The organism is Thermotoga sp. RQ7, assembly GCF_000832145.1.
GTDB lineage: Bacteria > Thermotogota > Thermotogae > Thermotogales > Thermotogaceae > Thermotoga > Thermotoga neapolitana.
Map to the genome: position 1 here is coordinate 241,415 of NZ_CP007633.1, position 25,015 is coordinate 266,429.

The 25,015-nt window shown below is 48.2% G+C and carries 29 protein-coding genes; 17 read left to right on the forward strand and 12 right to left on the reverse strand.

Annotated elements, in window-relative coordinates:
- Positions 1-5: 5 nt before the first annotated feature.
- Genes TRQ7_RS01290 through TRQ7_RS01305 form a run of 4 tightly spaced genes read right to left on the reverse strand, consistent with a single transcriptional unit; the run spans position 6 to position 5,765 of the window.
- On the reverse strand, positions 6-2,288 hold the full coding sequence (locus TRQ7_RS01290) for a flagellar hook-basal body complex protein (protein WP_041844528.1): 2,283 nt from the start codon (positions 2,286-2,288) through the stop codon (positions 6-8).
- The gene (locus TRQ7_RS01295) at positions 2,288-2,959 is read right to left on the reverse strand and encodes a flagellar hook assembly protein FlgD (protein ID WP_015920325.1); all 672 of its coding nucleotides are present in this window, start codon (positions 2,957-2,959) and stop codon (positions 2,288-2,290) included. Before TRQ7_RS01295 ends, TRQ7_RS01290 begins: the two co-directional genes overlap by 1 nt.
- Entirely contained in the window at positions 2,956-4,854 is a 1,899-nt protein-coding gene (locus TRQ7_RS09455) for a flagellar hook-length control protein FliK (protein WP_052472215.1), read from the reverse strand. The genes TRQ7_RS01295 and TRQ7_RS09455 overlap by 4 nt, the downstream gene beginning before the upstream one ends.
- Complete coding sequence (locus tag TRQ7_RS01305; RefSeq protein WP_041843807.1) at positions 4,851-5,765, reverse strand: hypothetical protein; 915 nt, start codon at positions 5,763-5,765, stop codon at positions 4,851-4,853. Before TRQ7_RS01305 ends, TRQ7_RS09455 begins: the two co-directional genes overlap by 4 nt.
- 86 nt (positions 5,766-5,851) lie before the next feature.
- Between TRQ7_RS01305 and TRQ7_RS01310 the strand changes: the two genes are divergently transcribed.
- The gene (locus TRQ7_RS01310; protein WP_041843808.1) at positions 5,852-6,319 is read left to right on the forward strand and encodes a hypothetical protein; all 468 of its coding nucleotides are present in this window, start codon (positions 5,852-5,854) and stop codon (positions 6,317-6,319) included.
- Between the two features lie 33 nt (positions 6,320-6,352).
- The gene (locus TRQ7_RS01315; RefSeq protein WP_041843809.1) at positions 6,353-6,949 is read left to right on the forward strand and encodes a hypothetical protein; all 597 of its coding nucleotides are present in this window, start codon (positions 6,353-6,355) and stop codon (positions 6,947-6,949) included.
- Here TRQ7_RS01315 and TRQ7_RS01320 read toward each other — a convergent pair.
- Both TRQ7_RS01320 and TRQ7_RS01325 read right to left on the reverse strand, forming a co-directional pair.
- Entirely contained in the window at positions 6,946-8,079 is a 1,134-nt protein-coding gene (locus tag TRQ7_RS01320; protein ID WP_041843810.1) for a DegT/DnrJ/EryC1/StrS family aminotransferase, read from the reverse strand. The two genes, TRQ7_RS01315 and TRQ7_RS01320, sit on opposite strands and share 4 nt — an antisense overlap.
- A 4-nt stretch (positions 8,080-8,083) precedes the next feature.
- Positions 8,084-8,845, reverse strand: a complete 762-nt coding sequence (locus TRQ7_RS01325) for a TatD family hydrolase (protein ID WP_041843811.1) — start codon at positions 8,843-8,845, stop codon at positions 8,084-8,086.
- 161 nt (positions 8,846-9,006) lie between these two features.
- Between TRQ7_RS01325 and cysE the strand changes: the two genes are divergently transcribed.
- From cysE to TRQ7_RS01350, 5 genes are read left to right on the forward strand one after another with little or no spacing between them, the layout of a single operon-like run.
- Positions 9,007-9,678 carry a serine O-acetyltransferase gene (gene cysE / locus TRQ7_RS01330; RefSeq protein ID WP_041843812.1) on the forward strand — a complete coding sequence of 224 codons (672 nt, stop codon included), beginning with the start codon at positions 9,007-9,009 and terminating at the stop codon, positions 9,676-9,678.
- The gene (gene cysK / locus TRQ7_RS01335) at positions 9,581-10,456 is read left to right on the forward strand and encodes a cysteine synthase A (protein WP_041843813.1); all 876 of its coding nucleotides are present in this window, start codon (positions 9,581-9,583) and stop codon (positions 10,454-10,456) included. Before cysE ends, cysK begins: the two co-directional genes overlap by 98 nt.
- Positions 10,453-10,884 carry a DUF123 domain-containing protein gene (locus TRQ7_RS01340; RefSeq protein WP_041843814.1) on the forward strand — a complete coding sequence of 144 codons (432 nt, stop codon included), beginning with the start codon at positions 10,453-10,455 and terminating at the stop codon, positions 10,882-10,884. The genes cysK and TRQ7_RS01340 overlap by 4 nt, the downstream gene beginning before the upstream one ends.
- Complete coding sequence (locus TRQ7_RS01345) at positions 10,823-12,388, forward strand: ribonuclease J (protein ID WP_041843815.1); 1,566 nt, start codon at positions 10,823-10,825, stop codon at positions 12,386-12,388. Before TRQ7_RS01340 ends, TRQ7_RS01345 begins: the two co-directional genes overlap by 62 nt.
- Positions 12,389-12,421: 33 nt before the next feature.
- Positions 12,422-12,667: an acyl carrier protein gene (locus tag TRQ7_RS01350; RefSeq protein WP_041843816.1), complete on the forward strand. Its 246-nt coding sequence runs from the start codon at positions 12,422-12,424 to the stop codon at positions 12,665-12,667.
- A 7-nt stretch (positions 12,668-12,674) separates the two neighbouring features.
- Here the strand turns inward: TRQ7_RS01350 and TRQ7_RS01355 are convergent, their stop codons facing one another.
- The 5 genes from TRQ7_RS01355 to TRQ7_RS01375 all read right to left on the reverse strand — a co-directional run bounded on the left by TRQ7_RS01355 (position 12,675) and on the right by TRQ7_RS01375 (position 15,633).
- On the reverse strand, positions 12,675-13,604 hold the full coding sequence (locus tag TRQ7_RS01355) for a hypothetical protein (protein WP_236681727.1): 930 nt from the start codon (positions 13,602-13,604) through the stop codon (positions 12,675-12,677).
- A complete protein-coding gene (locus TRQ7_RS01360) occupies positions 13,601-14,392 on the reverse strand; it encodes an S-adenosyl-l-methionine hydroxide adenosyltransferase family protein (protein WP_015920338.1) in 792 nt (263 codons plus the stop codon). Before TRQ7_RS01360 ends, TRQ7_RS01355 begins: the two co-directional genes overlap by 4 nt.
- A 149-nt stretch (positions 14,393-14,541) precedes the next feature.
- Entirely contained in the window at positions 14,542-14,703 is a 162-nt protein-coding gene (gene rd / locus TRQ7_RS01365) for a rubredoxin (protein WP_015920339.1), read from the reverse strand.
- A 9-nt stretch (positions 14,704-14,712) separates the two neighbouring features.
- Positions 14,713-15,108 carry a class II SORL domain-containing protein gene (locus tag TRQ7_RS01370; RefSeq protein ID WP_041843818.1) on the reverse strand — a complete coding sequence of 132 codons (396 nt, stop codon included), beginning with the start codon at positions 15,106-15,108 and terminating at the stop codon, positions 14,713-14,715.
- Positions 15,109-15,120: 12 nt separating this feature from the next.
- Positions 15,121-15,633 (reverse strand): rubrerythrin family protein, encoded by a 513-nt coding sequence (locus tag TRQ7_RS01375; RefSeq protein ID WP_038068166.1) that lies wholly within the window; start codon positions 15,631-15,633, stop codon positions 15,121-15,123.
- Between the two features lie 292 nt (positions 15,634-15,925).
- Between TRQ7_RS01375 and TRQ7_RS01380 the strand changes: the two genes are divergently transcribed.
- The 7 genes from TRQ7_RS01380 to TRQ7_RS01410 are packed head-to-tail and all read left to right on the forward strand — an operon-like array spanning position 15,926 to position 21,896.
- Positions 15,926-16,366: a hypothetical protein gene (locus TRQ7_RS01380; RefSeq protein ID WP_041843819.1), complete on the forward strand. Its 441-nt coding sequence runs from the start codon at positions 15,926-15,928 to the stop codon at positions 16,364-16,366.
- Positions 16,367-16,401: 35 nt separating this feature from the next.
- On the forward strand, positions 16,402-16,947 hold the full coding sequence (locus tag TRQ7_RS01385) for a hypothetical protein (protein WP_015920343.1): 546 nt from the start codon (positions 16,402-16,404) through the stop codon (positions 16,945-16,947).
- A gap of 51 nt (positions 16,948-16,998) precedes the next feature.
- A complete protein-coding gene (locus TRQ7_RS01390; RefSeq protein ID WP_168098967.1) occupies positions 16,999-18,405 on the forward strand; it encodes a DUF916 domain-containing protein in 1,407 nt (468 codons plus the stop codon).
- 4 nt (positions 18,406-18,409) lie between these two features.
- Positions 18,410-19,552, forward strand: coding sequence for a secretin and TonB N-terminal domain-containing protein (locus TRQ7_RS01395; RefSeq protein ID WP_041843820.1), 1,143 nt, complete (start codon positions 18,410-18,412; stop codon positions 19,550-19,552).
- A complete protein-coding gene (locus TRQ7_RS01400; protein WP_041843821.1) occupies positions 19,549-20,856 on the forward strand; it encodes a secretin and TonB N-terminal domain-containing protein in 1,308 nt (435 codons plus the stop codon). The genes TRQ7_RS01395 and TRQ7_RS01400 overlap by 4 nt, the downstream gene beginning before the upstream one ends.
- Position 20,857: 1 nt before the next feature.
- Positions 20,858-21,577, forward strand: coding sequence for a hypothetical protein (locus tag TRQ7_RS01405; RefSeq protein ID WP_041843822.1), 720 nt, complete (start codon positions 20,858-20,860; stop codon positions 21,575-21,577).
- A gap of 4 nt (positions 21,578-21,581) precedes the next feature.
- Positions 21,582-21,896, forward strand: a complete 315-nt coding sequence (locus TRQ7_RS01410) for a hypothetical protein (RefSeq protein ID WP_038068171.1) — start codon at positions 21,582-21,584, stop codon at positions 21,894-21,896.
- Here the strand turns inward: TRQ7_RS01410 and TRQ7_RS01415 are convergent.
- The gene (locus tag TRQ7_RS01415; protein WP_168098969.1) at positions 21,887-22,873 is read right to left on the reverse strand and encodes a BTAD domain-containing putative transcriptional regulator; all 987 of its coding nucleotides are present in this window, start codon (positions 22,871-22,873) and stop codon (positions 21,887-21,889) included. The genes TRQ7_RS01410 and TRQ7_RS01415 overlap by 10 nt on opposite strands.
- Before the next feature lie 284 nt (positions 22,874-23,157).
- Here TRQ7_RS01415 and TRQ7_RS01420 point away from each other — a divergent pair, with 284 nt between their 5' ends.
- Genes TRQ7_RS01420 through speE form a run of 3 tightly spaced genes read left to right on the forward strand, consistent with a single transcriptional unit; the run spans position 23,158 to position 25,001 of the window.
- Positions 23,158-23,688, forward strand: a complete 531-nt coding sequence (locus TRQ7_RS01420) for a cupin domain-containing protein (RefSeq protein WP_041844529.1) — start codon at positions 23,158-23,160, stop codon at positions 23,686-23,688.
- Positions 23,689-23,713: 25 nt separating this feature from the next.
- Complete coding sequence (gene speD, locus TRQ7_RS01425) at positions 23,714-24,106, forward strand: adenosylmethionine decarboxylase (protein WP_041843824.1); 393 nt, start codon at positions 23,714-23,716, stop codon at positions 24,104-24,106.
- Positions 24,107-24,119: 13 nt separating this feature from the next.
- Positions 24,120-25,001: a polyamine aminopropyltransferase gene (speE, locus tag TRQ7_RS01430; protein ID WP_041843825.1), complete on the forward strand. Its 882-nt coding sequence runs from the start codon at positions 24,120-24,122 to the stop codon at positions 24,999-25,001.
- The last annotated feature ends 14 nt before the right edge of the window (positions 25,002-25,015 follow it).

The following is a 25,015-nucleotide window of genomic DNA, read 5'->3' on the forward strand; positions in this document are numbered from 1 at the left end:
TCTCATCATCTCTTGATGTTCACAAGTTCGTTTAGAATCTGATCCGCCGTGGTGATGACGCGTGCGTTCGCCTGGAACCCTCTCTGGGCAACGATCATCTTGGTGAATTCTTCTGCAAGGTCCACGTTGGACATCTCAAGGGCCCCGGGAATCAGAGTACCCCTTCCACCACTTCCAGGTGCTCCTATTTTGGGAACCCCACTGTTGGAAGACACAGCGTACAGGGAATTTCCCACTTCCATCAAACCTGCTGGATTGTTGAACACCGCAAGGGCGATCTGTCCAAGAACGTCTGTTAATCCGTTGCTAAATGTTCCAATGATCTCTCCCTGCTCGTTTATGGCAAACGACTCCAGAACACCCATGGGGTTTCCGTCCTGCCACGGGATGTTCACGGTGCTGTCACCGGAGAACTGGGTGATTCCGGAAAGATCCGCTGTTATTGTGACTACACCGTCACCATTCTGACCTGTGTCGAACTGGATCGTTCGAAGTTCATCGCTGCTAAGCGCGTAGGAAGAAGAACCAGAATCGTAGTAAAGTCCTCTGTACTGAACAGGTCTTCCGGACTCGTCGAACTCCACAAGACCTGCTATGTAATTATTTCCGCCCACACCTGTGCTTCCGTTTTCGTCCACAAGAGTCACGGGTTCTCCGCTTGCTGTGTACGCCCTCCAGATCCACGCGTTCTTGAAAGATTCAGATCCTATGGTTGTGTTCCCGAGTCTGATGAACTCATAGTACACAGTGTATTCATTTCCAAGAGAGTCGTAAACCTGAACGGCAGTGGTGTACCTTGGAGAGGTGTAGTCGACCTGAACGAAGTTCGTTGGATTGTCTGCCTCGTAGAACCTGGGCTCGCCAGAAGTGGGTATGACGAGTTCAGCACCAGGGGCTATTGTGAGAGATGATGATAAAAACGTTACTGTGTAATCGTTCCCGGAAGTTATGTCAGAATCGGAAATTGTGAAACTACCATTTGAAACTGTGGTCGTTCCGTTGTAGACTTCATTCCCAGAAGAGTCTCTAACTATCACCTGATAGTTTCCATCAGAAAGTGTGGTGGTCCCTTCGATGATTCCGTTGGCTGTTGTGGTCTGAGATTCAGAATAAAGAATCACCGTGTAATCGTTCCCGGAAGTTATGTCAGAATCGGAAATTGTGAAATTGCCACCTGAAACATCTACCGTACCACTGTAAATAACATTTCCAGAAGAATCCAGAACTGTCGCATTGTAGTTTCCATCTGAAAGTGTGGTGGTTCCCGAAAGGCTGCTATCAGTGTTGGCTGTCACAGTTTGGTAATCAGAATTAAGCATTACGGTGTAATCATTACCACCGACAATATTGGGATCAGAGATTGTGTAACTACCATTTGAAACATCCACTGTACCATTGTAGACCACATTCCCAGAGTTGTCTAAAACTACCGCCTGGTAAGTGCCATCTGAAAGTGACGTGCTCCCCGTGATACTTCCATCGGTGGAAGCTGTTATAACCTGAGATTCAGCGTATATCCCCGCTTCTTCTATCCTTCCAAACTCGTTGAACACCGCATAACCACTCACGTCCGCCGTTCCATCGTTGTTAACATCGATTCTCATCGTGTACCTTTGAGAGGAACTGAAAGGGTCTGTTCCAAGGTCTCCGGCTGTCTTTTCGAACCACACCCGAACGTCGTGATCAACTCCGCTGTCGTCCGTCAGGGTGATGGTGAAAGAGCCAGGTCCCACGTTGGAGTTGAGATTTCCTTCAAATCTCACGTTCGACGTTTTCTTTGCGGGCATCGTCATTCCTGCACTGATAACAAGATCTCCGATCGGTCTGTTGGTGTCTATGTACCTTTCGCCCGTTTCGGGATCCTGAACGGCCGTCCATCCCTGAACCTTGTAACCCGTTGATGTCTGAATCAGATTTCCATTGCTGTCCAGTGTGAATGCCCCCGCCCTCGTGTAATAGTAGGCGTTACCATCGGATACGATGAAGAAGCCATCGCCCTGTATGGCAAGGTCTGTTTTCACACCCGTGTTCTGGAAAGACCCCTGCGTCATGATCTTGTCGATGCTTGCCACCTGGGATCCAAGGCCGATCTGCATGGGATTGGTTCCTCCTACGCTTTCCTGTGGAGCTCTGCCCGCCTTGATCGTCTGGGCAAGCATCGTCTCGAAGTTCACCCTCGAAGCCTTAAACCCCACCGTGTTCACGTTGGAGATGTTGTTTCCTACAACATCCATTGCAACCTGGAAGTTCTTGAGCCCTGTGATACCGCTGTAGAGAGACCTCATCATCACGCATCACCCTCCTGGGAGATCTCCAGAATGGAATCAACGGGATAGAGCGAACCGTTCACCAGAACGAAACCTTCACCGTTTTTTATCTGAACAGCCTCAACCAGACCACCTTCCATACCGCCTATCTCCTCAAGCCCACTCGAGGTGACTTTGTACACATGGTAAGTGTAAGTCCCGTCTTCCACACTGACACCGTTATCGTCTCTGCCGTCCCACTGCCAGCCGTGTACACCCGCTTCAACACTTCCCAGGTCTTCTGTTCTCACCAGGTTACCGTTTTCATCCAGGATCTGAATCACAACGTTTGCATCCTCGTCAAGATTGAATATGATGCTGTCTGCTTCTCCGTCTTTCAGATTCACCTCGTTGTTCTTCACCACGACGTATTTTCCTATCAGAGACGCAAGTTGAGCGGGATTCACGCTCGTTTGCGCCTCAACAAAGTCTTTCACAGCACTCGTGAGGTTTGTGATCTGTTCCAGACTGGTCAGTTGCGACAGTTGCGAGATCATGTCCTTTGTCTCCATGGGTTCCAGAGGATCCTGCATCTCCAGTTCTTGAAGGAGAAGTCTGAGAAAAGCATCTTTATCGAGTGTTTTGCTGGCAGTGTAATTTGTTCTCACACCCTGAAGCGTCGAGTAATAGATGTTTCCAAGATCGTATATCATGTCTTCACCCCCTCGATGAATTCCTCAAAGGAAACTTTCTCACCACTGTGTCTTCCTCCATTTTTTTGTTCTCGTCGACCCTCTTTCGCACTCCCTTCGTTGTTTTCCTGGTAAAGATAGTCATCTTCTTCTCTTTCAACGTAGACCTGAGCGTTCAGGCCTTTCTCGTTGAATCGATCCACCAGTTTGGGTATCTCATGCTCAAGAACGTGCTTTGCTTCCTCTGATTGCACCCTGAACACGATCTTCAGGTCGTTGTTTTCCTTTGTGATGGTGATCTCCAGTTTTCCAAGTCTTGGGGGTTCCAGGTCTATCGTTGCTCTTTCCTGCTTTTGAACGTACATCTTTTCCACTATCCTCGGTACACTCTGAAGATCCGTCCCTTTTACTTCTCTCAACGGATAAGCGCTTTTTGCCCTCTCACGTGTGATCATCTCCTGGACTCTTCCATCTGTTAATTCTCTAAAACTCATCAGTTTTCCTTTTTCTTCGTATTTCAAAGATATCTCCTTCAGATCTCTTTTCAGTTCGTTCCCTGAGAAGTCTTTTTCCTTCGATGTTTCACCACCTGACGGTTCCTTCACAACCTCGCTTTTTCCCTGAATTGAAGACCTTTTGAATTCAACGTGTTCACTGGAAGGCTGTTTTTCATTGCCTCCAATTTTTATCTCAAGCGTGCTGATATCTTTTCCAGTTTCTGTCAAACTGGTGATGATCTTTTCTTCCTTCACGTGTGTCACTTCTGTTTCCGATGGCTTCTGTTTCAAAATGCCATCTTGCTGGGGTGTTTCCTGAACCACGCTTTCTTTCTGATCTACAGGAATTTCCCCTGAGATCGTTTCTGCTCTGGGCCCAACGGTTGTTTTTTCCTTTACAGGTATGAACGTTCTTTCAGAAACAGGGTAGGCACTTTCTTTCGAAGCGGTTTCCACATTCTCAGGAGAGATCTTTAAAACATGTTCAACGCTCTGTACGGTTTTGTCCTGAAGCTTTCTACCGTCTGGCAGGCTCTCGTTTGAAACGTGTGAGGAATTTTTTTCCGTTCTCTCTTTTTCTGAAATCATCCTTACTGGTACAGTTTTTCCGATTATTGAATCATTTCGTGAAGTGCTCGCATCAGAAACGCGCTTGAAATTTACTGGTCCCTGAGCCTGAACATTATGCTCTTTCCTTCCCATCATACCTTCACTACCTGTTGTTCTAATTTCTTTGATCTCTTTTGCTACCGAGATATTCTTCTGACTGAGATCGTTTTTGAGAGGAAGATGAGAACCCCTTTTTTCTGACAGCAGAACATCTTCAGGTTCAACATTTCTGGGAAGAGCATTCTCCTTGGATCTCACATCTTTTTCCGTCGAAACAGAATCAGCGGGGATTTTCGTATCGAGAAGGCTTTTAATATCAGCAGGAATTTTCTTTGAAGATACAAATACACGAGCCATCCTGTTCTCGTTAACTCTCATGTTGCTGTCCATTGTTTTTTTCAGAGAAACAGATATATGAGTTCCATCATCGAAAAGAGAGATTCCATCCTCTGGATAACCCGTGAGATCACGCTCGATTTCTGAGATTTTTTTCGTATCTTCAGGAATTTCCACATCTGTGAAGGACGTATCTGGTTTGTCCTTTTCAGATGCTTTCGCCCTGTAATTACGGATGTGATCGAAAAGCACAGAGTAACGAGAAAGCAGAACGTTCGCTTCTTCTCCTTTCTGTTGCTTCTTCCCTTCTTCAGTAAAAACGAAAGGTTTTGATTGAACTTCTTTTTGAACTTCTTTCTTCTCAGTGAGTATCTTCTTCTCGTCGAGAAGAACCGATAGAAATTTTCCTTTCTTTTCCTTTTGAAGTGTTCTCATCAAATTGAGAAGGCCCTCTTTCAGAAGTGTTATCCTCATTCTTTCTCCTCCAGAAGTTCCATCGCGTTCTGTACAATGTACTGAACCAGAGCGGAAGCACGTTCCCTGTCCATCATGGAAAGGATGATCCTCAGAGTTTCAGGATCCACGTTTTCTTTCTTCAAAAACTCAACGGCCACCTCGGGCGAGACGTTGTTCAGAGCGTCCGCCACAACCTTCAGGTACGTCTCCCTTGAGAACAACTGCGCCTCTTTTTTCGTCATCTCCTCTATCGAACTCTTCGCCTGCTCCATGAGAGATTCCAGTCTTTCTATGGTGTTGTCCACCCCGACCATCATCTCCATCACCCTGGCGGCCTTCTGAGGATTCACACCCGAGAGAGCCTCCAAAAACTCTCCTGCGTAAGTGGGATCCGTCCTTTTGAATATCACCGCAAGCGTTTTGTCATCCACGTTGTTCAGAGCGCTTGCAAGATTTCTTGGATCTGTGTTCAAAAGCACGTTTACAAGCTCGTCTACCTGCTTTTCGTAAGACTCCAATCTGTTCTTCTCTTCGATCAGCTGGCTCTTCAGGGATTGAACCTCCTCAAGCATTTTATCGACAACGGATTTTTGAGTCTCCATCACCTTCATCTTCTCTTCTATTTCCTTTCCTTTTCTGGTGAGTTCCTCTATCTTCTGCGTGTAGATCTCTATGTACCGCTGGTAGATCCTGGAATAATACTCAGCAGGGCTCTCTGCCCTGAGCGGCTGATAGGTGATCCTGTCCTTCAAAAAGGGAACCTTGGAGGCAAGAAAGGCAATGTAACTCCTCCAGTCTTCGAAAGGAGACATCCTCCCACCGTACATCCTGTTGATCTCAAAAGAGACGTAACCGTACATAAAAAGAATTATGAGAACAAGAAGCGTTACAAGAAACGCTACAAAAAAACCTTTTCTTTTTCCAGGCAAAGTGCATCTACCTCCCTCGATTCCATACTTCTATGGAAACTCGACGTTTTCCTATGAGATGATAGAATAGACTGGGGGGCGTGAATGTGGGGAAAATTCCTGTCATAAAAAGAAACGGAGAAGTTGTTTACATCGATCAGAATTCGATCAAAAATTTTCTCGGGATTTTTTCGACTTCTCAGAAAGTCGAAAAATCTTTTTATCTTGATAGTTTCAAAATAGAGTCTCGCGGAAAGAAGTACCGGGTGGAAATCGTGCTGAAGAGCTCCGGTGGAGAGAAAATCTCAGGGAGGAGCGAGGGAGCAGGAACGGAGAAGAATCTTCCAAAACTCCTTGGAGAGGCGGTGGTGGATGCCTTCAACATCGAAGAGGACATCTCAATAGACGACATAAGAACCGTTTCTCTTGCTGGAAAAGAGTTCGTCTTCGTACACGTCACCTTCTTCAGAGATGGGAAAGAGCGATGGAAGATAGGAATTTCCCTTCTGGAGAAAGATTTTTTGAGTTCGGTGATCTCTTCCGTGATAGATGCCCTGTCGGGTATAGTACAATAGTAGGTAAGAACGCATCGAGTGGGGGGTATTTCGATGAGTGCGAAGACTCTGGAAGATGTCATATCGAAGATTTCCGGTGTCATTTCTGTGAAGGTGATAGAAGAAGACGGCCAGCCAAGGGAGATCCACGTCATAGCGGATCCCTCCAGGAATCCAAAGCAGATAGTGCGGGACATCGAGACTGTGGCACTCGCATCCCTTGGGATGAAACTGGACAGAAGGATCATCAGCGTGGCCCAGCTCAGTCAGGGAAAGTTCTCTCCTTCCCAGTCCTACGAGATCTCATCCATCGAGGTGAAGAGCCTTGACAGAAAAAAGCAGGTGAGGGTCACAATAAACAATCTCTTCGAAGATGAAGAACTGGTCGGTGAATCCGTCGGGGCAGGCACTTCAACGAATCTTCCAAGACTCGTCGGAGAAGCGGTCATAGAGGCCTTCAACATCGACTCACCCGTTTCGGTGGACGACGTTCAGAGGGTCTTCCTTGCTGGAAAGGAGTTCGTCCTGGTTCATCTCACCGTTCAGGACGACGAAAAAGAGAGGGCAGAAGTGGGGGTTGCTCCACTTGAAGGAGACTTTCTGAAGGCCGTTGCAAAGGCCACACTCAGGGTGGTGAAGGACCTCGCCTAGATGAACAGCTCCATCGTTCTGACAACCTCTTCTATCTCTTCATCGCTGAGTTCTGGAAACATGGGAAGGGCAAGACTTCTCTTCGAAAGTGATTCTGCCACAGGGAAATCTCCCTCTCTGTAACCAAGGTCACTGAAACACCTCTGAAGGTGAAGAGGAAGTGGATAATAAATGGCCGTCTGGATTCCTCTTTCTGAGAGACCTTTCCTCACTTTGTCTCTTGTTTCTTCGTTTTCGAACAGAACGACGTACTGGTGAAACACGTGGTACCTGAAACCCTTCTCCTCCACCCCTGGATAGATCACTGGAAGGTTTCTTTCTTCGAACAGTCTTTGATAAGTTCTCGCCACTCTCAATCTTTCCTCTGTCCACCTTTCAAGGTATCTGAGTTTCACCCTCAGGATCGCAGCGTGGATCTCATCGAGCCTTGAGTTGTACCCCACCTTCTCGTGGAAGTACTTCTTTCTTGCACCGTGCACCCTCAACGTTCTGCACTCTTCTGCGATCTGATCGCTGTCTGTCACGATCATTCCGCCATCGCCGTAGGTTCCCAGGTTCTTGGTGGGAAAGAAGGAAAAGATCGCCGCATCACCGACAGAACCACTCTTTTTTACCTTGCCGTTTTCGAACTTCCACTCCGATCCGAAGGACTGAGCACAGTCCTCGAGAACCATCACACCGTATTTTTCCCTCAGGAAACTCAGTGCCTCAAGATCCATCGTTCTTCCAAAGAGGTGAACAGCTATGACCGCCTTCACTTTCTCTTTTCTCAACACGTGTTCTAGATGGTTCAGGTCCATGTTGAACGTGCTCTCTTCCACATCGACGAAGACCACCCTGGCACCGAGCCTGTAGGGGGCACTCGCTGTGGCAAAGAACGTGTAAGGTGTTGTGACCACTACATCACCTTTTTCCACTCCCATCGCCTGAAGTGCGATGAGGAGTGCATCACTTCCACTTGCAACACCTATTCCGTGCTTCACTCCGACGAATTTCGCCACCTCTTCTTCGAATTTTTTCACGTTCTCTCCCAGTATCACCCTGCCCGATGCGATCGCCCTGTCTATCGCGTCCAGGATCTCCCCTCTTATCTTCATGTACTGTCTTGTGAGATCAAAAAGTGGAATCATCCTCTCACCCCTTGAAGAGCCTGATGGCGTTCTCAGTTGTTCTTTCTTCCACAACTGTACAGGACGTGTCCAGCACGCTCGCGATCGTCTCTATCACGTACCTCAGATACTTCGGCTCGTTTCTTTTTCCCCTGAACGGCTGAGGAGGAAGAAAAGGACAGTCCGTCTCCAGAACGATGTGTTCAAGACCCACCTTCCTCACCACTTCCCTCAGAGAATCGTTCTTCGGATAAGTCACAGGGCCTCCTATTCCAAGGAGAAATCCCAGGTCGACGAATTTCTTTGCCCACTCGTAGTTCGAAGAAAAAGCGTGGATAACCCCTCTTTTTTCTGGAAGTTTTTCGCCTGAGAGTATCCTGTAGGCCTCCTCGTATGCTTCCCTCACGTGGACGATGAGGGGAAGATCGAGCATCCGTGCAAGTTCTATCTGCTCGATGAAAACCCTTCTCTGGTCTTCAGGAGGGGAGATGTTTCTGAAAAAGTCAAGGCCCGTCTCTCCGATGGCAACGACCTTTTCACTCTCTGCAAGTTCCTTCAGTCTCTCTGCAAAATTTTCCGGTACGCTCTTTGCCTCGTGTGGATGAATCCCCACCGAACAGAAGATTCTGTCGCTGAGTTTTGCAACTTCGAGGCTTCTTTTAGAGTCTTCCAGATCCACTCCCACGTTCACAACAAAGTCGATTCCATCTTCTTCGAACCCTGCGATGATCCTCTCTCTGTCGCTGTCAAACTGATGGAAATGAAGGTGCGTGTGTGTATCCACCATTGAAATCAACCTCCCCACGTGTTAATATACTACCAGGAATTTTTGTGATAAAGTGAACGCCTTCACCTTTTTGTGATGGAAAGGTTTCTCTGTTCTTAACAATTAGGCTGGTATAATTTGTGTGAACAAACAGATCTGGAGGTGGTGGATATGGCATCGGGATGCGGCTGTTCGAGAAAGTGGGTGAGTTCTTCAAGGACTTTGTGAACGTCTTCAGGCACATCTCAGAGGATCTTGAGATGTACCTCAAACTCGATCCCGCCGCAGAGAGTAAACTCCAGGTGTTCTTCTTCTACGCTTCCTTCCAGGGTCTTATGTGGTACAGGTTCGCTCATTTCTTTTACAGGTGGAGACTGAAGATCCTTGCCTACATCATCTACTACTTCGTACGTGTTGTGTTTTCCATGGACATTCATCCCGCCGCTCAGATCGCCCCAGGTGTGGTGATAGACCATGGAATCGGAGTGGTCATAGGTAGCACCGCAACGGTGGGAAGAGGAACCCTCATCTACCACGGAGTGACGCTGGGAACGAAAAAGCCCTGTGGTGGAAAGCGCCATCCCGACATCGGTGAGAACGTGATGATAGGAACGGGAGCGAAGATCCTCGGCCCGATAAGAGTAGGAAACAACGCCGTCGTTGGTGCAAACGCCGTTGTTCTGGAAGACGTTCCCGATGGAGCGGTCGTTGTGGGAGTTCCAGCGAAAATCGTCAAATGGAGGAGGGATATATGCGATGATGGAAAGACTGATAGGGAACACTCCGATAGTGAGACTGGATTCGGTGGACTCGAGGATATTCTTGAAACTGGAGAAAAACAATCCAGGAGGTAGCGTCAAGGATAGACCCGCTCTCTTCATGATCCTCGACGCAGAGAAAAGGGGTCTTCTAAAAAACGGAATAGTGGAGCCAACGAGCGGAAACATGGGAATCGCCATAGCGATGATCGGTGCAAAGAGGGGTCATCGTGTGATACTCACGATGCCAGAGACGATGAGTGTGGAAAGAAGAAAGGTTTTAAAGATGCTCGGAGCAGAACTCGTGCTCACCCCTGGCGACCTTGGGATGAAGGGGGCCATAGAGAAGGCAAAAGAGATCGCACAAGAGACGGGAGCACACATACTTCAGCAGTTCGAAAACCCCTACAACGTCTACTCCCATCAGTTCACAACAGGGCCTGAAATCCTGAGACAGATGGATTACCAGATAGATGCCTTCGTTGCGGGTGTGGGAACGGGTGGTACGATCAGCGGTGTTGGAAGGGTCCTGAAGACCTTTTTCGGAGACAGAGTGAAGGTGGTGGCCGTTGAGCCGGCAAAATCCCCTGTTCTCTCCGGTGGACAGCCCGGAAAGCACGCCATACAGGGAATAGGAGCTGGGTTTGTTCCGAAGATCCTGGACAGGTCCGTGATAGATGAGGTGATCACCGTCGAAGACGAGGAAGCCTACGACATGGCGAGGTACCTTGCGAAAAAAGAGGGTCTCCTTGTGGGAGTCTCCTCCGGTGCAAACGTCGCCGCAGCACTGAAGATAGCACAGAAACTCGGAAAAGACGCGAAAGTCGTGACCGTCGCGCCCGACCACGCAGAAAGATACCTGAGCATCCTATGAAAGGAACGTACATCCTGCTTCTGAAACTCGAAAAAAGTGTTAATTTGAAACACGGAAAGAAAACCTCACACCTGAAACCGGGCTATTACGCCTACGTTGGGTCTGCAATGGGGGGATTCTCAAAGAGAATCCCCCGCTATTTTCTGGGCGCTCAGAAAAAACACTGGCACATAGATCACCTCCTTGATCATGCAAAGATCGCAGGACAGGTCATGTTCCACGGAAAAAGACTGGAAGAGGAAATCGCAGGTGTGTTATCATCATATTTTGAAGGCATAGAAGGTTTCGGTGCCAGTGACCTCAGGGTGAAAACCTGTCTTTTTCGTGTTGATCCTGTCGAACTTTTTTCTCTTCTGGGGGGATTTTGTGAGAATAGAGATACTCGACGGCCACAGAAACATCGGGGGAAACAAAATCAGGGTGGTTGACTCTGAAAACGACGCCTTCCTTCTCGATTTCGGTCTCAACTTCTCCAGATGGGGGGAGTTCTTCGAAGAGTTCCTGAACCCAAGAACAGGGAGGATCCTCCACGACCTTTTGAAACTCAACATGGTTCCCCGTCTGAACATCTACAGAGAAGACCTCTTCGATGGAAAGTTCGAAGACCCGGTGAATTACTCCTTTCTTTTCCTGAGCCACGCCCACGCAGACCACACCGGAATGGTCGGTCTCATAGATGAAAAGATCCCCCTTCTCATGACTGGTGAAACTCTTGCTGTGATGAACGCAAGTGTGAAGACAACCAACTCGAACGTTCTCATCCAGCTCGATGGAAAAAAGAGAAGAAAAGCATCAGAAAAAGACGTGGAAAACGGTATCAGACCTGATCTCACGGTGAGTCCCGGGAGGTCAAAAAACACTGAAAGATTGGTGAGATGTGTTTCGTTTCCAAAGAGAACAGAACTCGATGGCTACAGAACGGTTGAGATGAGTACTCTCTGGAAGGACGACCTCTTCGTCGAGCCCGTCTATCACTCCGTGATCGGTGCAGCCGGTCTTGTGGTGAAGGTGGACGGGTTCTGGCTTGCCTACACCGGTGACTTCAGAACGGGCCCGGAGACACCAGAGGAAGAACGTTACTGGCTGGACACACTGGGCGAAAAGAGACTATCACTTTCTCTTCGAACGTTTCAGTTTTTTGAAAAACTGAAGGACAAGCGCCCCATCGTCCTCATCGTCGAAGGAACAAGACTGGCAAGAGAAGAGAACGTGGAAAACACAGAAAAAGACGTCTACGAAAACGCAACGAAGGTCTTCAGAAAGACAAAAAACCTGATACTCGTTGACTTCCCAGTTAGACACCTCGAAAGGCTCTTCACCTTCCTGAAAGTCTGCATGGAAAACAACAGAAAACTCACCCTCATGCCAAAAGATTACGCCTACCTCATCGAGATGGAACGCGTGGAGCCACTCTGGAAACTTTCCGAAGAAGAGAAAAGCCACATCAGGGTGTATCACCCCGGAAAACTGACCTACATAAACCTGGAAAAAGAGGCACTCATCAAAGCAAAGAGTGAGGGTATCCTCATACCTCCCAATGAGATAAACTACTCCCCCGGAGAGTACACACTGGTTGCAGGCTACTGGGACTTTCCACACATCCTCGATCTCGACGAGAACGTTTTGAACGGTGCCATCTACATTCACTCCACCAGCGAGGCCTACACGGAAGAGCAGGAAATCGATGCAAGGCGCTTCATGAACTGGCTCAGATACTTCAACATAAAACCGTTCGGCCTGAAGGAGCGAAACGGAAGTGTGGTCTTCACAAAAGAGTTCCACGCCTCGGGCCACGTTTCACCGAGAAGCCTCGAGGCGATCCTGAACGATCTGAAACCAGACTACATCGTACCCGTTCACACGCTGAACCCGAACTGGTTCGTCGAACGCTGGAAAGAGAGAGTCCTTCTGAATGATGTGATTGTGCTATAATTTGTTCTGACACTTCTAAAGGGAGGTGGAAAGGTGGCAAGCAGAGAGGAGATCCTTTCGAAAGTGAAGAACATAATCTCTGAGAAACTGGGAGTGGACGAAGAACAGGTCACGGAAGAGGCAAAACTCATAGACGACCTTGGTGCGGACTCTCTCGACCTTGTCGATCTTGTGATGGATTTTGAAAGCGAGTTCGGTGTAAAGGTGGACGATGCAGACCTTGAGAAGATCTCGACAGTGGGCGACATAGTCAGTTACATCGAAAAGAAATTGGGGTGAGCTCGCCTCACCCCCTTTCTATCTCCTCCGGTGTGATCAGTCTGATCTTCCCGGAAAGTTCGTACTCTCTGAACCTGTCCCCACTCAGAACGACCGCCCCCATGGAGATCGCAAGAGACACGATCAGACGATCCGCAGGAGACTCGAAGAAAACGTTCGGTGATTCCTTCCACCTCCTGAACCTCTCCCTTTCTGAAACGGGAAGAACAAACTCTGCGTTCCTGTCGAAGACGATCCTGTAGGGAAAGAAAAAATCTTCGAAGATGGAGAGTTTTTCAAAGATCCTGTAGATGTACGAAACAGAGAGGTTCCCCCTCCACAGGAGGTTGCTCCCATCAAGAACAATCGGACAGACAGGTTTTCTCACAACGGACGCGACGACGTAGGGATGAACCCTCAGCGATCTGAGTCTGTTCCTCTCAGAAGCTGGTAAAACCCTGTAGAAGCTTTTCAACTCTTTTACCTTTTCCTCGTTCAACTCCTCAAGCGAGAGTTCCTCGATGTGCTTCAAAATATCCGTCTCTTTACTTTCTTCCTCTTCCTCGTCGACATCTTCCAGATGAAGGTAAAGGTCCAGGAAGTCTCTCTTTCCGAGTTTCATCCTGAGAGAATTCGCCTTCTGAATGAACTCATCGACGTTTTTTGTCTTCAGCATCCTTTTGAGTTTTTCTGAAGGAAGAGGAAACTTCTTTGGAGAGTACCAGAAGAGAATCTCAAGAACGTCCACCTCATCGACCCCCAGGATCTTCGAGGCAAAAGAAAGATCGCCCTTCAGCGCCTTTCTCACGGCAAGTTCGAAGATGTCAACCGGAACATCCACCTCGGAGAGCCTTCCAAGAAAGATCCCCTTTAAGACCTTCAGATCCTTCTCCTTCCAGTTTCTTCTTCTGAGAAGAAAAAAAAAGTCGTTTCTTGCTTCAAGGAGTACCTTCCTCATCTGCATATCTCTATCTCGTCTCCTTCTTTCACAGAGAGAACTTCTCTTGCATCTCCCATGTTCACCGCCACTTCAAGAAAGCCGGCGCTGTCTGGGTGAACAAGGAGTTCCCCTCTTTCCACATCACCGAAGGCCCTCGTGACGGTCGCCCTGTACTCTTTCTTTCCAACCTTCACTCTCACCACGTCGTCGAAGTCCACTCCAAGGCTCATGAACATCTCGAAGGGAATGTTCGTTGAGACGTTCCCGAAGGTGTCCACAACGGCAATCTCGCCGATCACACAGTCTTCCTTCAGGGTGGGTTTTCTCATCTTCAAGGCCTCGTACGAGAGAAGCCTTTCTCCCACCTTTTCCATCGGAAGACCCATGTCAAGGTGTGCCGCAACGGGAGCGAAGATGTCCCGCCCGTGGAAGGTGAAGGAAGGACTTTTTTTGTAGAACAGTTCTCTGTTCTCTATTTCTCTGATCTCTGCCACTCCGTACTCTTCTGCGACAACCGTGAGAACACCGTTATCAGGGGCAACAAAGAAGAGATCGTTCCTGGTCTTCATGACGATCGCTTTTCTTGCGGTTCCCACACCGTAGTCGACAACAACGAGGAACACCGTGGAGGGTGGAAAATCCAGTGACGCACGATAGAGCACATGGGACGCCTTTCTCACGTTGAAGGGTTCTATCTCGTGCGTGATGTCTATGATCTCGGCGGATGGGTTTATCCTCTTGATCACCGCCTTTGCGACTCCCACGTAGTGGCTTTTCAGGCCCCAGTCTGTGAGAAAGCCGATCATATTTCCCCCTCCATTTTTTTGAATTGTTTCACTGTTTTATGGTATTATTATAGCGTGATCATTCGTTCGTATCCCGCCCGAGCCCGCCGGGCCGTGGGGAAAGAGAAAGGGGAGGTTTTCCCTCCCCTTTCTCCGTGAGACCCTTTCGTTCACTCTACAGGTTCAAAGTCTTCCTTCGAGGCCCCGCAGAGTGGACATACCCAGTCATCTGGCAGTTCCTCGAAAGGTGTTCCGGGTTCGATCCCGCTGTCAGGATCCCCCTTCTCTGGATCGTAGATGTAACCGCAGAGTGTGCACCTGTACTTCTTCATGGACTCACCTCACTCCTCGACAGCGATCTTTTTGCTACTTTCCCAAAGACCGTGTATGTTGCAGAAAGACAGCGCGAGTATGGTACCCGATCTGTTCAATTTTAACACGGTCGTGACGACGGGCTCCGTGTAGACGAAACCAGTGTTCGGCCCCTGAACAGACTCTCCATGCGCGTTGAACTCGTACCTTCCCACCTCGTAAACGTAGGGATCACCGTCTGGCTGGAAGAAGACCTTGATCCACCTGATGTGGTGCTCCGTCGTGTTGGGATGTGGGATTTCTTTTCCCACGGTGACGGTGATCTGAACCGCTTCTCCCTTCTTCACCTTCTCTGGTGCCTCTATAACCGGAACGTGCTTTTCCTTTTTGAAATCCTCCGTTTTGATGAAATCAGAAAGTTTCATGCTATCCCTCCTTCATACTGAAAACTCCCTGTAGGCACTCCTCGGTGCACCACAGACGGGGCACTTCTCTGGTGGCTCTCCCTCGACGGTGTGTCCACAGACAGGACAGATGTAAACCTTCTCAGCGGGGTAGTCTTCTCCCTTTTCGACGAGTTCTTTTGCCTTCTTGTACATCTCCGCGTGGATCTTTTCTGCCTCCCAGGCAAACTTCGTACTTCTTTCTGCTCCCTTTTCCTGCTGGAACTGGGCAACCGTGTTGTAGACGGGGTACATCTCCTCGATCTCGAAGGTCTCACCATCGATACACTGCTGGACGTTCTCTGCCATTTCCCTGTAGATCTTCCCGAGTTCCCTGTAGTGGTTCCTTGCGTGGACGAACTCGGCGTAGGCGATCGCCCTGAAGAGATTTGCAAGTTTCTTCAATCCCCTCTGCTCTGCCTCGTCTGCGAAGATCAGGTACTTCATGTGGGCCATGCTTTCTCCCGCGAAGGCATCTTCGAGGAACTTCTTCGTCATCTCTCTCATCCTTCCACCTCCCAACACCTTGGTTGATCCAGAATCATTTTACCACATAATTATAAATTGTAATGGTTTTGATTTTTTACTTTAACATCTGTTTTCGCTCCATTTTTCCATTTCAGGCGTTTGAATGTGTCTTTCCTAAATCGATTTAGAGATATTTCAGTGATATTTAAGTGATGATTCAGAGATTTTTGAGTACTCGTTTTAGTGGATGGTGGGTATACTGCGAGTGGAATCCTGGAGATACCCGGGGTCTCTGGGAAAATCCAAAAAATCTTTGAGGAGGGGTTCAGGTATGAAGAGGTTACTCGTTCTTGCGCTGGCGGTGGTGTTCGGAGTGGTGATGTTCGCAGGAGCCCAGTATCCTGGAGATTTTGAGGACGTTACACTGAGTGGGGAGGCTACCATCAGAGTGCACCAGTGGCTCGATGCAGAATTCACTGCCGGAGAATTCGATATCTACGATTACACCGACGAAGACGATGAACCAATTGACATCGACCTTGGTGATCTGTGGCTTGACTCCAACGCAGATGTGGACGTGAGCGTATCGGTTGATCTTGGTGATCTGGCTGGTTATATCTCTTATGCTTCTATTTACCCAGACGGTGCTGTAGATGCTGACAACCAAAACTACGATGTCATCCTTGAAGATGCAACAGTCGATCCTAACACACCAGCAGACGAATACACTGTAACTGTCACAATAACTCTCAATCCTACCGTTACATTCTGATGGAGTGAGCAAGCGAAAAGAAATGGGGTGATGTTATGAGGAAAGTCATTGCCCTCTGTGTCCTGGCACTCGCCGTCCCCCTTCTTTTTGCAGGAGCCGAGTATTCTGGAGATTTTTCGAACGTTGAACTGAGTGATGAGGCTACCATCAGAGTTCACCAGTGGTTGGATATTTCCTCTCTCAACACGGTGAACAACGAGTTCGATATCTACGATTATGACCAGGAATACGAACATCTTCCACCCGTAGATTACGTAGCTTCCTTCATTGTTTACAACACAAACGCGGCTTTGAGTGTAGTTGTGCTAGTTGATCTCGACCCTGAACCTCAAGATGGACAGTTTACAATCAAGGTAAGATTCTACGAATGGCAACCGAATCCGGGCACATGGTTTCCTGCTGATGACTTCGTAGATCCTGGTACTGAAGTAACAATAGAAGATCATGCCGACTCTGATCTTGGACAGTCACTGGGGATTGGTTTCAAAATCAGTGCTAACGAAGATGTACCGGCTGACACGTACACGCTAAACTATCAGATTGTTTTCAATCCAACGGTGACTTTCGCACAGTCACAGTGAGAGGGGAGGGGGGAACCCTCCCCCTTGAAGAAACAGAAAGGAGAGAGAGACATGAAGAGATCCGTTCTCACATTTTTATTTTTTTTGTTCGTTTCCTCCACCTTCCTTGCTTTGAACGTATACCCTCTTGTGAACTGGCTCGATATGAAACCCGGTGAAGAGAAGACCTTTTCCATTCGGCTCACCGCAGGAAATTCACAGGAAACCGTGGGAATAGAGATAAAGGACTTCGCCATAAAGGCTGGTTCTTACGTGTACGATCTTCCTGATTATCCCTACAGTTTGAGAGAATACATATCCGTTCCTTCGACCGAAATCACACTCGCACCCGGAGAGGTGAGGAACCTTCCCATAACGGTGAAGATACCGGAGGATTTCACCGGTGCCCAGGCGTTCGGTTCGATCATGTTCACCGCCTCCAGTGGAAGAAGAGGTAACATCATCTTCACGCTGAAAATAGCCGTCCTTGTGCTCGTGAACGTGGAAAACCCAAAGATTCTGAATCTCTCCGTTGAGGACGTCAGTTTCTTTGATCTCACCTCTCCAGAATGTCCTCCGGAGTACAGAAACAGGTACGGTGATTTCGGAACTGTGATGAAGTTGAAAGTGAAGAACGAGGGTAACCTTGTGTGTGCACTGAACGGTGAGTTGAGGGTTGTCTCAAGGGAGATAGGGAGGATAGTCTCTTCCATTCCTCTGTCTGGCGACGAATTTGTGATCTTTCCCGATCTGGAGGAGGAATTCACCCTCTACACCGAAAAGATCATGCCGTCCGGAAAGGTTTCACTCCAGATAGAGGGTATGAGTCAGGGAGTGAGGGTCGCCGCCTCGCACGATGTGACCCTCCCAGAAAGAAAGATCACAAAAAAGGCGATCGCTTTGAAGCCGGATCTGATCGTTTTCGATGCGAGCCAGCCGGTGAACCAGAAGTTGCAGATCCAGAACCTCACCCCGGAAAGGCTCACTCTGAATTTTTCCACAGAAGATCCCATCACCGTCCTTCCAAAACGGTTCATCCTTCCTCCGTACGCCGAATCCAATCTCTACGTGAGATACAACCCAAGAGACATCGACAAACTGGAAAAGGGAGACAACATCTTTTTCCTGAAACCCAGCGAAGATGTTTCTCTCGTGGGTCGAGGTGCAATAGTCCTCAGAAACGAAACGGTTGAGCCCTCGTACAGGATCACCATGACCGACTACGCCACAGAAACACAGCAGGCAACGCTCCTTGTGGAGAACACGGGAAGAATGATCATGGAGTTTTCTGTGGTAGAGAAAACTGCCCTCGAGACGAAAACTCTCGTCGAACCCTTCGTACTTCTTCCAGGCGAGAAAAAAATCGTGAGTTTCACGCATCTTCTTCCGATAGGGATGGCAAAAAACGCCGTTCTTCTCAGATCGAGAATCTACAACACGGAGACCTGGAAGGAAGAAAAGCTGAAGTGGAAGGAGTGAAAGCATGAAAAGATGTGCTCTCATGGTTCTCATCGTCCTTTCAGTTTTTCTCTTCTCTGAGGAAAAACTGCTCGACCTGTCCTTCTTTCAAACGGACATAAGGGATGCGCTAACGCAGATCTCCTACGAGATAGGAAAGCCCATCATATACGATAGAACGGTTACGGGATTCGTATCCCTCGAGGTCTATCAGGTGCCCGTTGAGAAGGCACTCGACCTTCTTCTTCTTCCGTACGGATACCAGTGGGTGGAGATCGACGGTGTCTACTTCGTGGGATCTCCAGACCCCGAAAGCCCCAGTTTCTTCACCCTCTCGAAGACATACCTCTACAGAACAAAAGGAAACAGCGCCGACCAGCTGATAGAGGCACTACCCCCTGTGATGCAAAATTACGTCTTTCCCCTGAGCACTGACACCGTGGTCATAAACGCCCCACCCAAGATAGCGAGCAAAATAGCAGAGACGCTGAACACGATTGACGTTCCTGAAGAAGAACTCATCCTGGAAGTGAAAGTGGTCGAGGTCAACGAAGAAACGCTGAGAAAGTGGGGAATTTCCTGGCAGTATTCGAACCAGTCAGAGGGGGAAAATTTCACCATCAACCTGCTTGAGAAGGCCCTGGACATCGTGTTCAACACCCTGGACTACAGTGTTCTCTCTCACATAGAACTCTCCATCGGAGACGGATCGGCAAAGCTTCTTGCAAATCCCAGACTGAGACTCCAGAGCGGAAGTTCAGGAAAGTTCTCTGCGAAAACCCAGAGAAATTACATCACAACCGAGAACGACAAAAAGGTGGTCAAGAGCGTGGAGCTGGGAACGGAGGTCGAGATAAAGCCTTTTCTTCTCAGGGACAACACAGTTTCACTGACGGTGAAGATCACCTCCTCGAACGCTCTGGATAAAAACGAAGGTCTTCCGGATACCACTTCCCAGAGCATAGAGGGAACTGTAAGGTTGAAACTGGGTGAAACCGTCGCCATAGGTGGTATCGGCTTCGACACCTACACGACCGTGACGGACAAGGTACCTCTTCTTGGAGACATCCCCGTTTTTGGATATCTCTTCAAGAAGGAAACAGAGAGAAAGATCCACAAGGAAATCCTCATCCTCGTAAAGTGCACAAAAGCGGGTGAAAGTGAATGAAAAGGGTGATCTTTTCGATCGTCCTTCTTTTTTGTGTGCCCGCTTTTTCGATAGACGTTTTTTTCCAGGACACGGACATAAAGGATGCCCTGGTTCAGCTCTCACAGCTTTCAGGTGTGCCCATACTCTTTTCGTCGAAGATCAGTGGCAGAGTGAGTCTGGAACTCTACGATGTCTCACTCGACACCGCCCTGAATCTTCTCCTTTCCGGAACTCCGTATGACTGGATCAAAGGGGATGGATACTACCTCGTCTTCGCACCATCGGACACGGAGAAACTGGTCTTTCTTCCCTCCGCAGTCATCAACCTCCAGCACGTGCCGGCAGAACAGGTCGTGGAGTACCTGGGAGCCTACAAAGACTTCGTCGTACCAGTTGGGAACACCCTGATCGTGTTCGGTGGTGGGCGTGTTTTGAGAGCCGTGAAGGAAATCGCAGAGAAGATCGATGTCGAAAGGGAGCAGTACATCGCATGGTACAGGTACGTTCGAATCTCAGAGGAAAAAACCGTTACCCTTAAGAGATTGCTCTCTTCAAAAGTCGTTTCCGTGGGAGACACCTATACGGTGATCACAGATGAAGATGTCCTGACCGTGGAAGATTTCATCAGAGTTCTCTCCGAAGAAGAGATGAGAACGATAGCCTCCGGAGTGGTTCCCATCGAAGAGGGCAGGGAAACAAAGATATCGCTCCAGTACAACGAAAAAAGCATCTGGCTTTCCCTGGCTCTCTCTGGAAACAGTATCAGAATAAGTTTGAAAGACTCCAGAACAGCACTGGAAACGGATGTTTCCCTGTCGAGCAAGAAGATCACCATTGTGGACTTCGAAGGTGGTATCCTCGAGTTGAAGGTGGGAAAGATCGCTCCTGTGTCGATCAGGGAAGAGAAGAAAGATGAGGAAAAAGATCACACCCTCACAGGTCGGGTTGAGATGGGCAAGAGTCTCACCTTCCTGAGCGGTGCCACAGCGAGAGTTGTTGGAAACCTTGAACTGGGGCTTCTTGCAGGAGTGAAAGATGAGGAGGTCTTTCTGTCGATCAGTTTGAAGGACGTCCACAACATTCGGGGGAACATCTTCTCCTACGGGGAGTTTCAGCTTTCGATGAACAAAGATGCAGAGGTTTCACAGGAATTTTCCCTGGGCATCGCCTGGAAAGAGAAGGTACTGCTTGGGCTCGGTGTCTGGTCTGATCTTTCGAAGATGAGACCAGAGATCCGTCTTGCTTTCGGTCAGGACGCAGGAGTGGAAATCATCTATGTGGTTACAGAAAAGGTCATCATCGGTTTCTGGGTGAGGTGGTAGCATGAGAGGATTCACTGTTTTCTTTCTCGTTGCACTCTCTTTCAGCCTGTTTGCTCAGAGCGCACTCCAGGAAATAGAGAAAACAAGAGAGTACGTCCTGGAAAGACTCCAGACCGTAAAGCCTCAGGGGAATTCTCTGATAATGATGGAACCTCAGACAACGAAAAACCCCGGGTACAGGTTCTCTTTTTATCTTCTCTTCGATCCGGAAAAGGTGGCTAGCACGCTGAACCCATGTGATTTTCAGGGAATGATCCTCTATCTGATGCTTCATCAGTGCGAATTGAAATCTGGAAGCCTTTCCATCGGAGAGGATATATACGATTACACAGACAACTCAAAACTTCTCTTTGGAATTTTCGTGATGAGTCCATACGAGATGAAAGTAACATTTCAGTTCGATCTGGATGTAAAATTGAAGAGGATGTTCCTCTACGATTTTGTAAGGCACTGGGCGGATGACTCTGGAAAAGACCTCAGCGACTATCTTCTGAGGGACATAAGGGATGTTCCGGAAAAGTACAAGACGATCTCCGAAAACAGGGAAGGAAAGATGGTTTTTGAATTGAAAAAAGAAACCTCGTTCTGGGAAAAAGGAATGTACGTGTGGATCTACGCGGTGTGGGCGGAATTTTCCATAGATAGAAGAACACCGGCCGGAATGTACAGTGGAGTGTACACGGTGAAGTTCGAACCTCTGGCAGACTTCAATGGAGAGTGAGGAGATGGCCTACAGGTACATCTGCAAACAGTGTGGATCTGTGTGGTATTCTGCGTCTTCTCTTGACACACTCTACAAAAAAAACTGTGAAAAATGTGGAGGAGAATTGATAGAGTTCACAACCACCCCAAAACTGGGGGAAATCCTTGTGGCACTTGGAGTTCTTAACACCGCGAGGCTTCAAATTTCCCTGAACCTGCAAAAAAGCCTGAAAAAGAAAATCCAGATTGGAAAAATCCTGCTGAGGCTTGGGTTTGTGGGGAGGGAAGATCTTCTCAAAGCGCTCGAGATTCAGAGAAAACTCTCTTTTCAATCGTAGTACTTCCACCGAAACGTGAGATTTTCATCCGGAAACCTTTCCTTCAGCCTTTCGATGATCTTTTCCTTTATCGCCTCTCTGGCATCTTTTGAAATCCCGCTGATCAGAACCCTCAATTTTCCACTTTCTTTATCAAAACAGAGAATGTCCCCGCTTCTGAAGATCTTTGCAAGATCCGATACACCCGCACTGTCCACTGATGACAGCTCCAGTTTTATTAATAAAGAATTCCTGGTGTTCTGAATGTACCTTTCGAACACATCCTTTTCCACGACGAGAGCGCTGTGTCTTTTCTGACTGTAAAAAGGTATTGTTCTCCACTCTATGAGATCTTCGAAAGTGAAGGACAGGTCCACCCCCAGTTCTTTTCTGAACATTTCGGAGAATTTCTCGTATTCCCTTTTTGCCTGAACCAGTCTCCCCATCTTCACGTAACAAGCCAGTTTGTAAAAATACCCTATCTCATTGAATTCGTCCTCATCCAAAAGCTCGTTCAAAACATCGCTCAGTTTTGTGAAATGGTTCTTTTCAAAGTAGTATTTGACCAGTTCCTCGAGAAGGAGAATGTATTTCTCCCTCAAACCCTCCCGATAGGGAATGGTCCATCCTTCATCCAGAAAACTCGGAAGAAAATGTCCCCGATAAATCCTTTTGGCTTCAAGGAGTTTCTTCTCCTTCTCTTCTCCCTCGCAGACCAGAGCTTCGTTCAACGTTTTTTCGAATTCCACCGTATCGACATTTACGTCATCGGCAATTAGATAACATCGCCCCGCTTTCACAAAAAGTCGATCTTTTGGGATCTTTGTCAATCTGCAAAGAAGGGAAAAATTGGTATAGAAACTCGAAAGAGATGCTTTCGGGTCGATTTCCCACAGGATCTCGCAGATTCTACCTATAGCAACCGGTGAGGAAGAGTTCACGAGGAGAAACAGTATTCCAAATGCTTTGCGATGATTGAAAACGATATCAGTTTTCACTTTCCCCCCAATTTTCACCACAACACGAGCTGTTCCTAAGGTATAGATTTCAAGATGCATAAAGCTCCCCCTATTCAAATCTTAAATTCTGAGGTTAATAACACTCATAAAAAATTTTTGGATATCACGTAATTAAATTATACACTAATTGTCTTTCAAAGTAATTTGTTTGTAATAAAAGTAACACAAAATTAACCTTGACAGCGAGGAGGGGGTGTGTATAATAATGTCTGTGATACTGAACAAATTTGTCAACTATAGTGGTCAAAGGGGCTGGGAATTTTGTGAGGATCGGTGAAAAACTCAAAAAACTCAGGCTCTCGAGGGGACTCACTCAGGAGGAACTCGCAGAACGAACGGATCTTTCAAGGAGTTTCATATCACAACTTGAGTCGGACAAAACATCACCATCCATAGATACACTCGAAAGAATCCTCGAGGCACTGGGAACCGATCTGAAACACTTCTTTTCCGACTTCGAAGAGGAAAGGGTTGTGTTTAAAAAAGAGGAAAGAGTTCCGGTCTACGACGAACCTGAGGGTGTGAAGAGCGAAATTCTGATGAGTGGCGTGGAGGACAAGGAAATAGATCCGATACTGGTAGCGCTCGAGCCAGGTGCTCAGACAGAGGAGGAATCGTACCACGAAGGGTCGGAGTTTGGTTTTGTGATTCAGGGAAAGATCGATCTCTATCTCGACGGCAAAAGGTACAGGTTGAAGGAAGGAGACTGCTTCTACTACAGGGCGGACAAGAAACACTACGTGAAGAATCCGGGTAAGAAGAAGGCGGTGTTACTCTGGATCATGATTGACTGAAAATCTTCAGAGGGGAGGGATTCACATGAAGAGCCTGGGAAGGCACCTGGTGGCGGAGTTTTACGAATGTGACAAGGAGATTCTCGACAACGTGCAACTCATTGAGCAGGAGATGAAACAGGCAGCCTACGAAAGTGGAGCGACAATAGTCACATCAACGTTTCACAGGTTCCTCCCCTACGGGGTGAGTGGTGTGGTGGTGATTTCCGAATCCCACCTAACCATTCACACCTGGCCAGAGTACGGCTATGCTGCGATCGATCTGTTCACCTGCGGAGAGGACGTCGACCCATGGAAGGCATTCGACCATCTGAAAAAAGTCCTCAAGGCAAAGAGGGTACACGTTGTGGAACACGAAAGAGGCAGGTACGACGAGATAGGAATCCCGGAGGACTCGCCGCACAAGGCCGCCGTCTGAGGAGGTGTGTGAATTGAAAGAACTGGAAAGAGAACTTCAGCCAAGACAGCACCTCTGGTACTTCGAATACTACACGGGAAACAACGTGGGGCTTTTCATGAAGATGAACCGCGTGATTTACTCAGGACAGAGCGACATACAGAGGATCGACATCTTTGAAAACCCCGATCTCGGTGTAGTCTTCGCACTCGATGGCATCACGATGACAACAGAGAAAGACGAGTTCATGTACCACGAGATGCTCGCACACGTTCCCATGTTCCTTCATCCCAACCCGAAGAAGGTGCTCATCATCGGTGGAGGAGACGGAGGAACACTCAGAGAAGTCTTAAAGCACGATAGTGTGGAAAAGGCGATTCTCTGTGAGGTCGATGGCCTCGTCATAGAAGCGGCGAGGAAATATCTGAAACAGACCTCCTGTGGTTTCGACGATCCCAGAGCGGAGATCGTGATAGCGAACGGTGCCGAATACGTGAGGAAGTTCAAAAACGAGTTCGACGTCATCATCATAGACTCCACGGACCCGACGGCGGGTCAGGGCGGGCACCTCTTCACCGAGGAGTTCTACCAGGCCTGCTACGACGCATTGAAGGAAGACGGAGTCTTCTCTGCAGAAACGGAGGATCCGTTCTACGACATTGGATGGTTCAAACTCGCCTACAAGAGGATCAGCAAGGTCTTCCCGATCGCAAGGGTTTACCTTGGTTTCATGACCACCTATCCCTCCGGCATGTGGTCCTACACCTTCGCCTCCAAGGGAATAGACCCGATAAAAGACTTCGACCCGGAAAAGGTGAGAAAGTTCAACAAAGAACTGAAGTACTACAACGAAGAAGTCCACGTCGCGTCCTTCGCCCTTCCGAACTTCGTGAAGAAAGAACTCGGACTGATGTGAACAGCCCCGCTTCG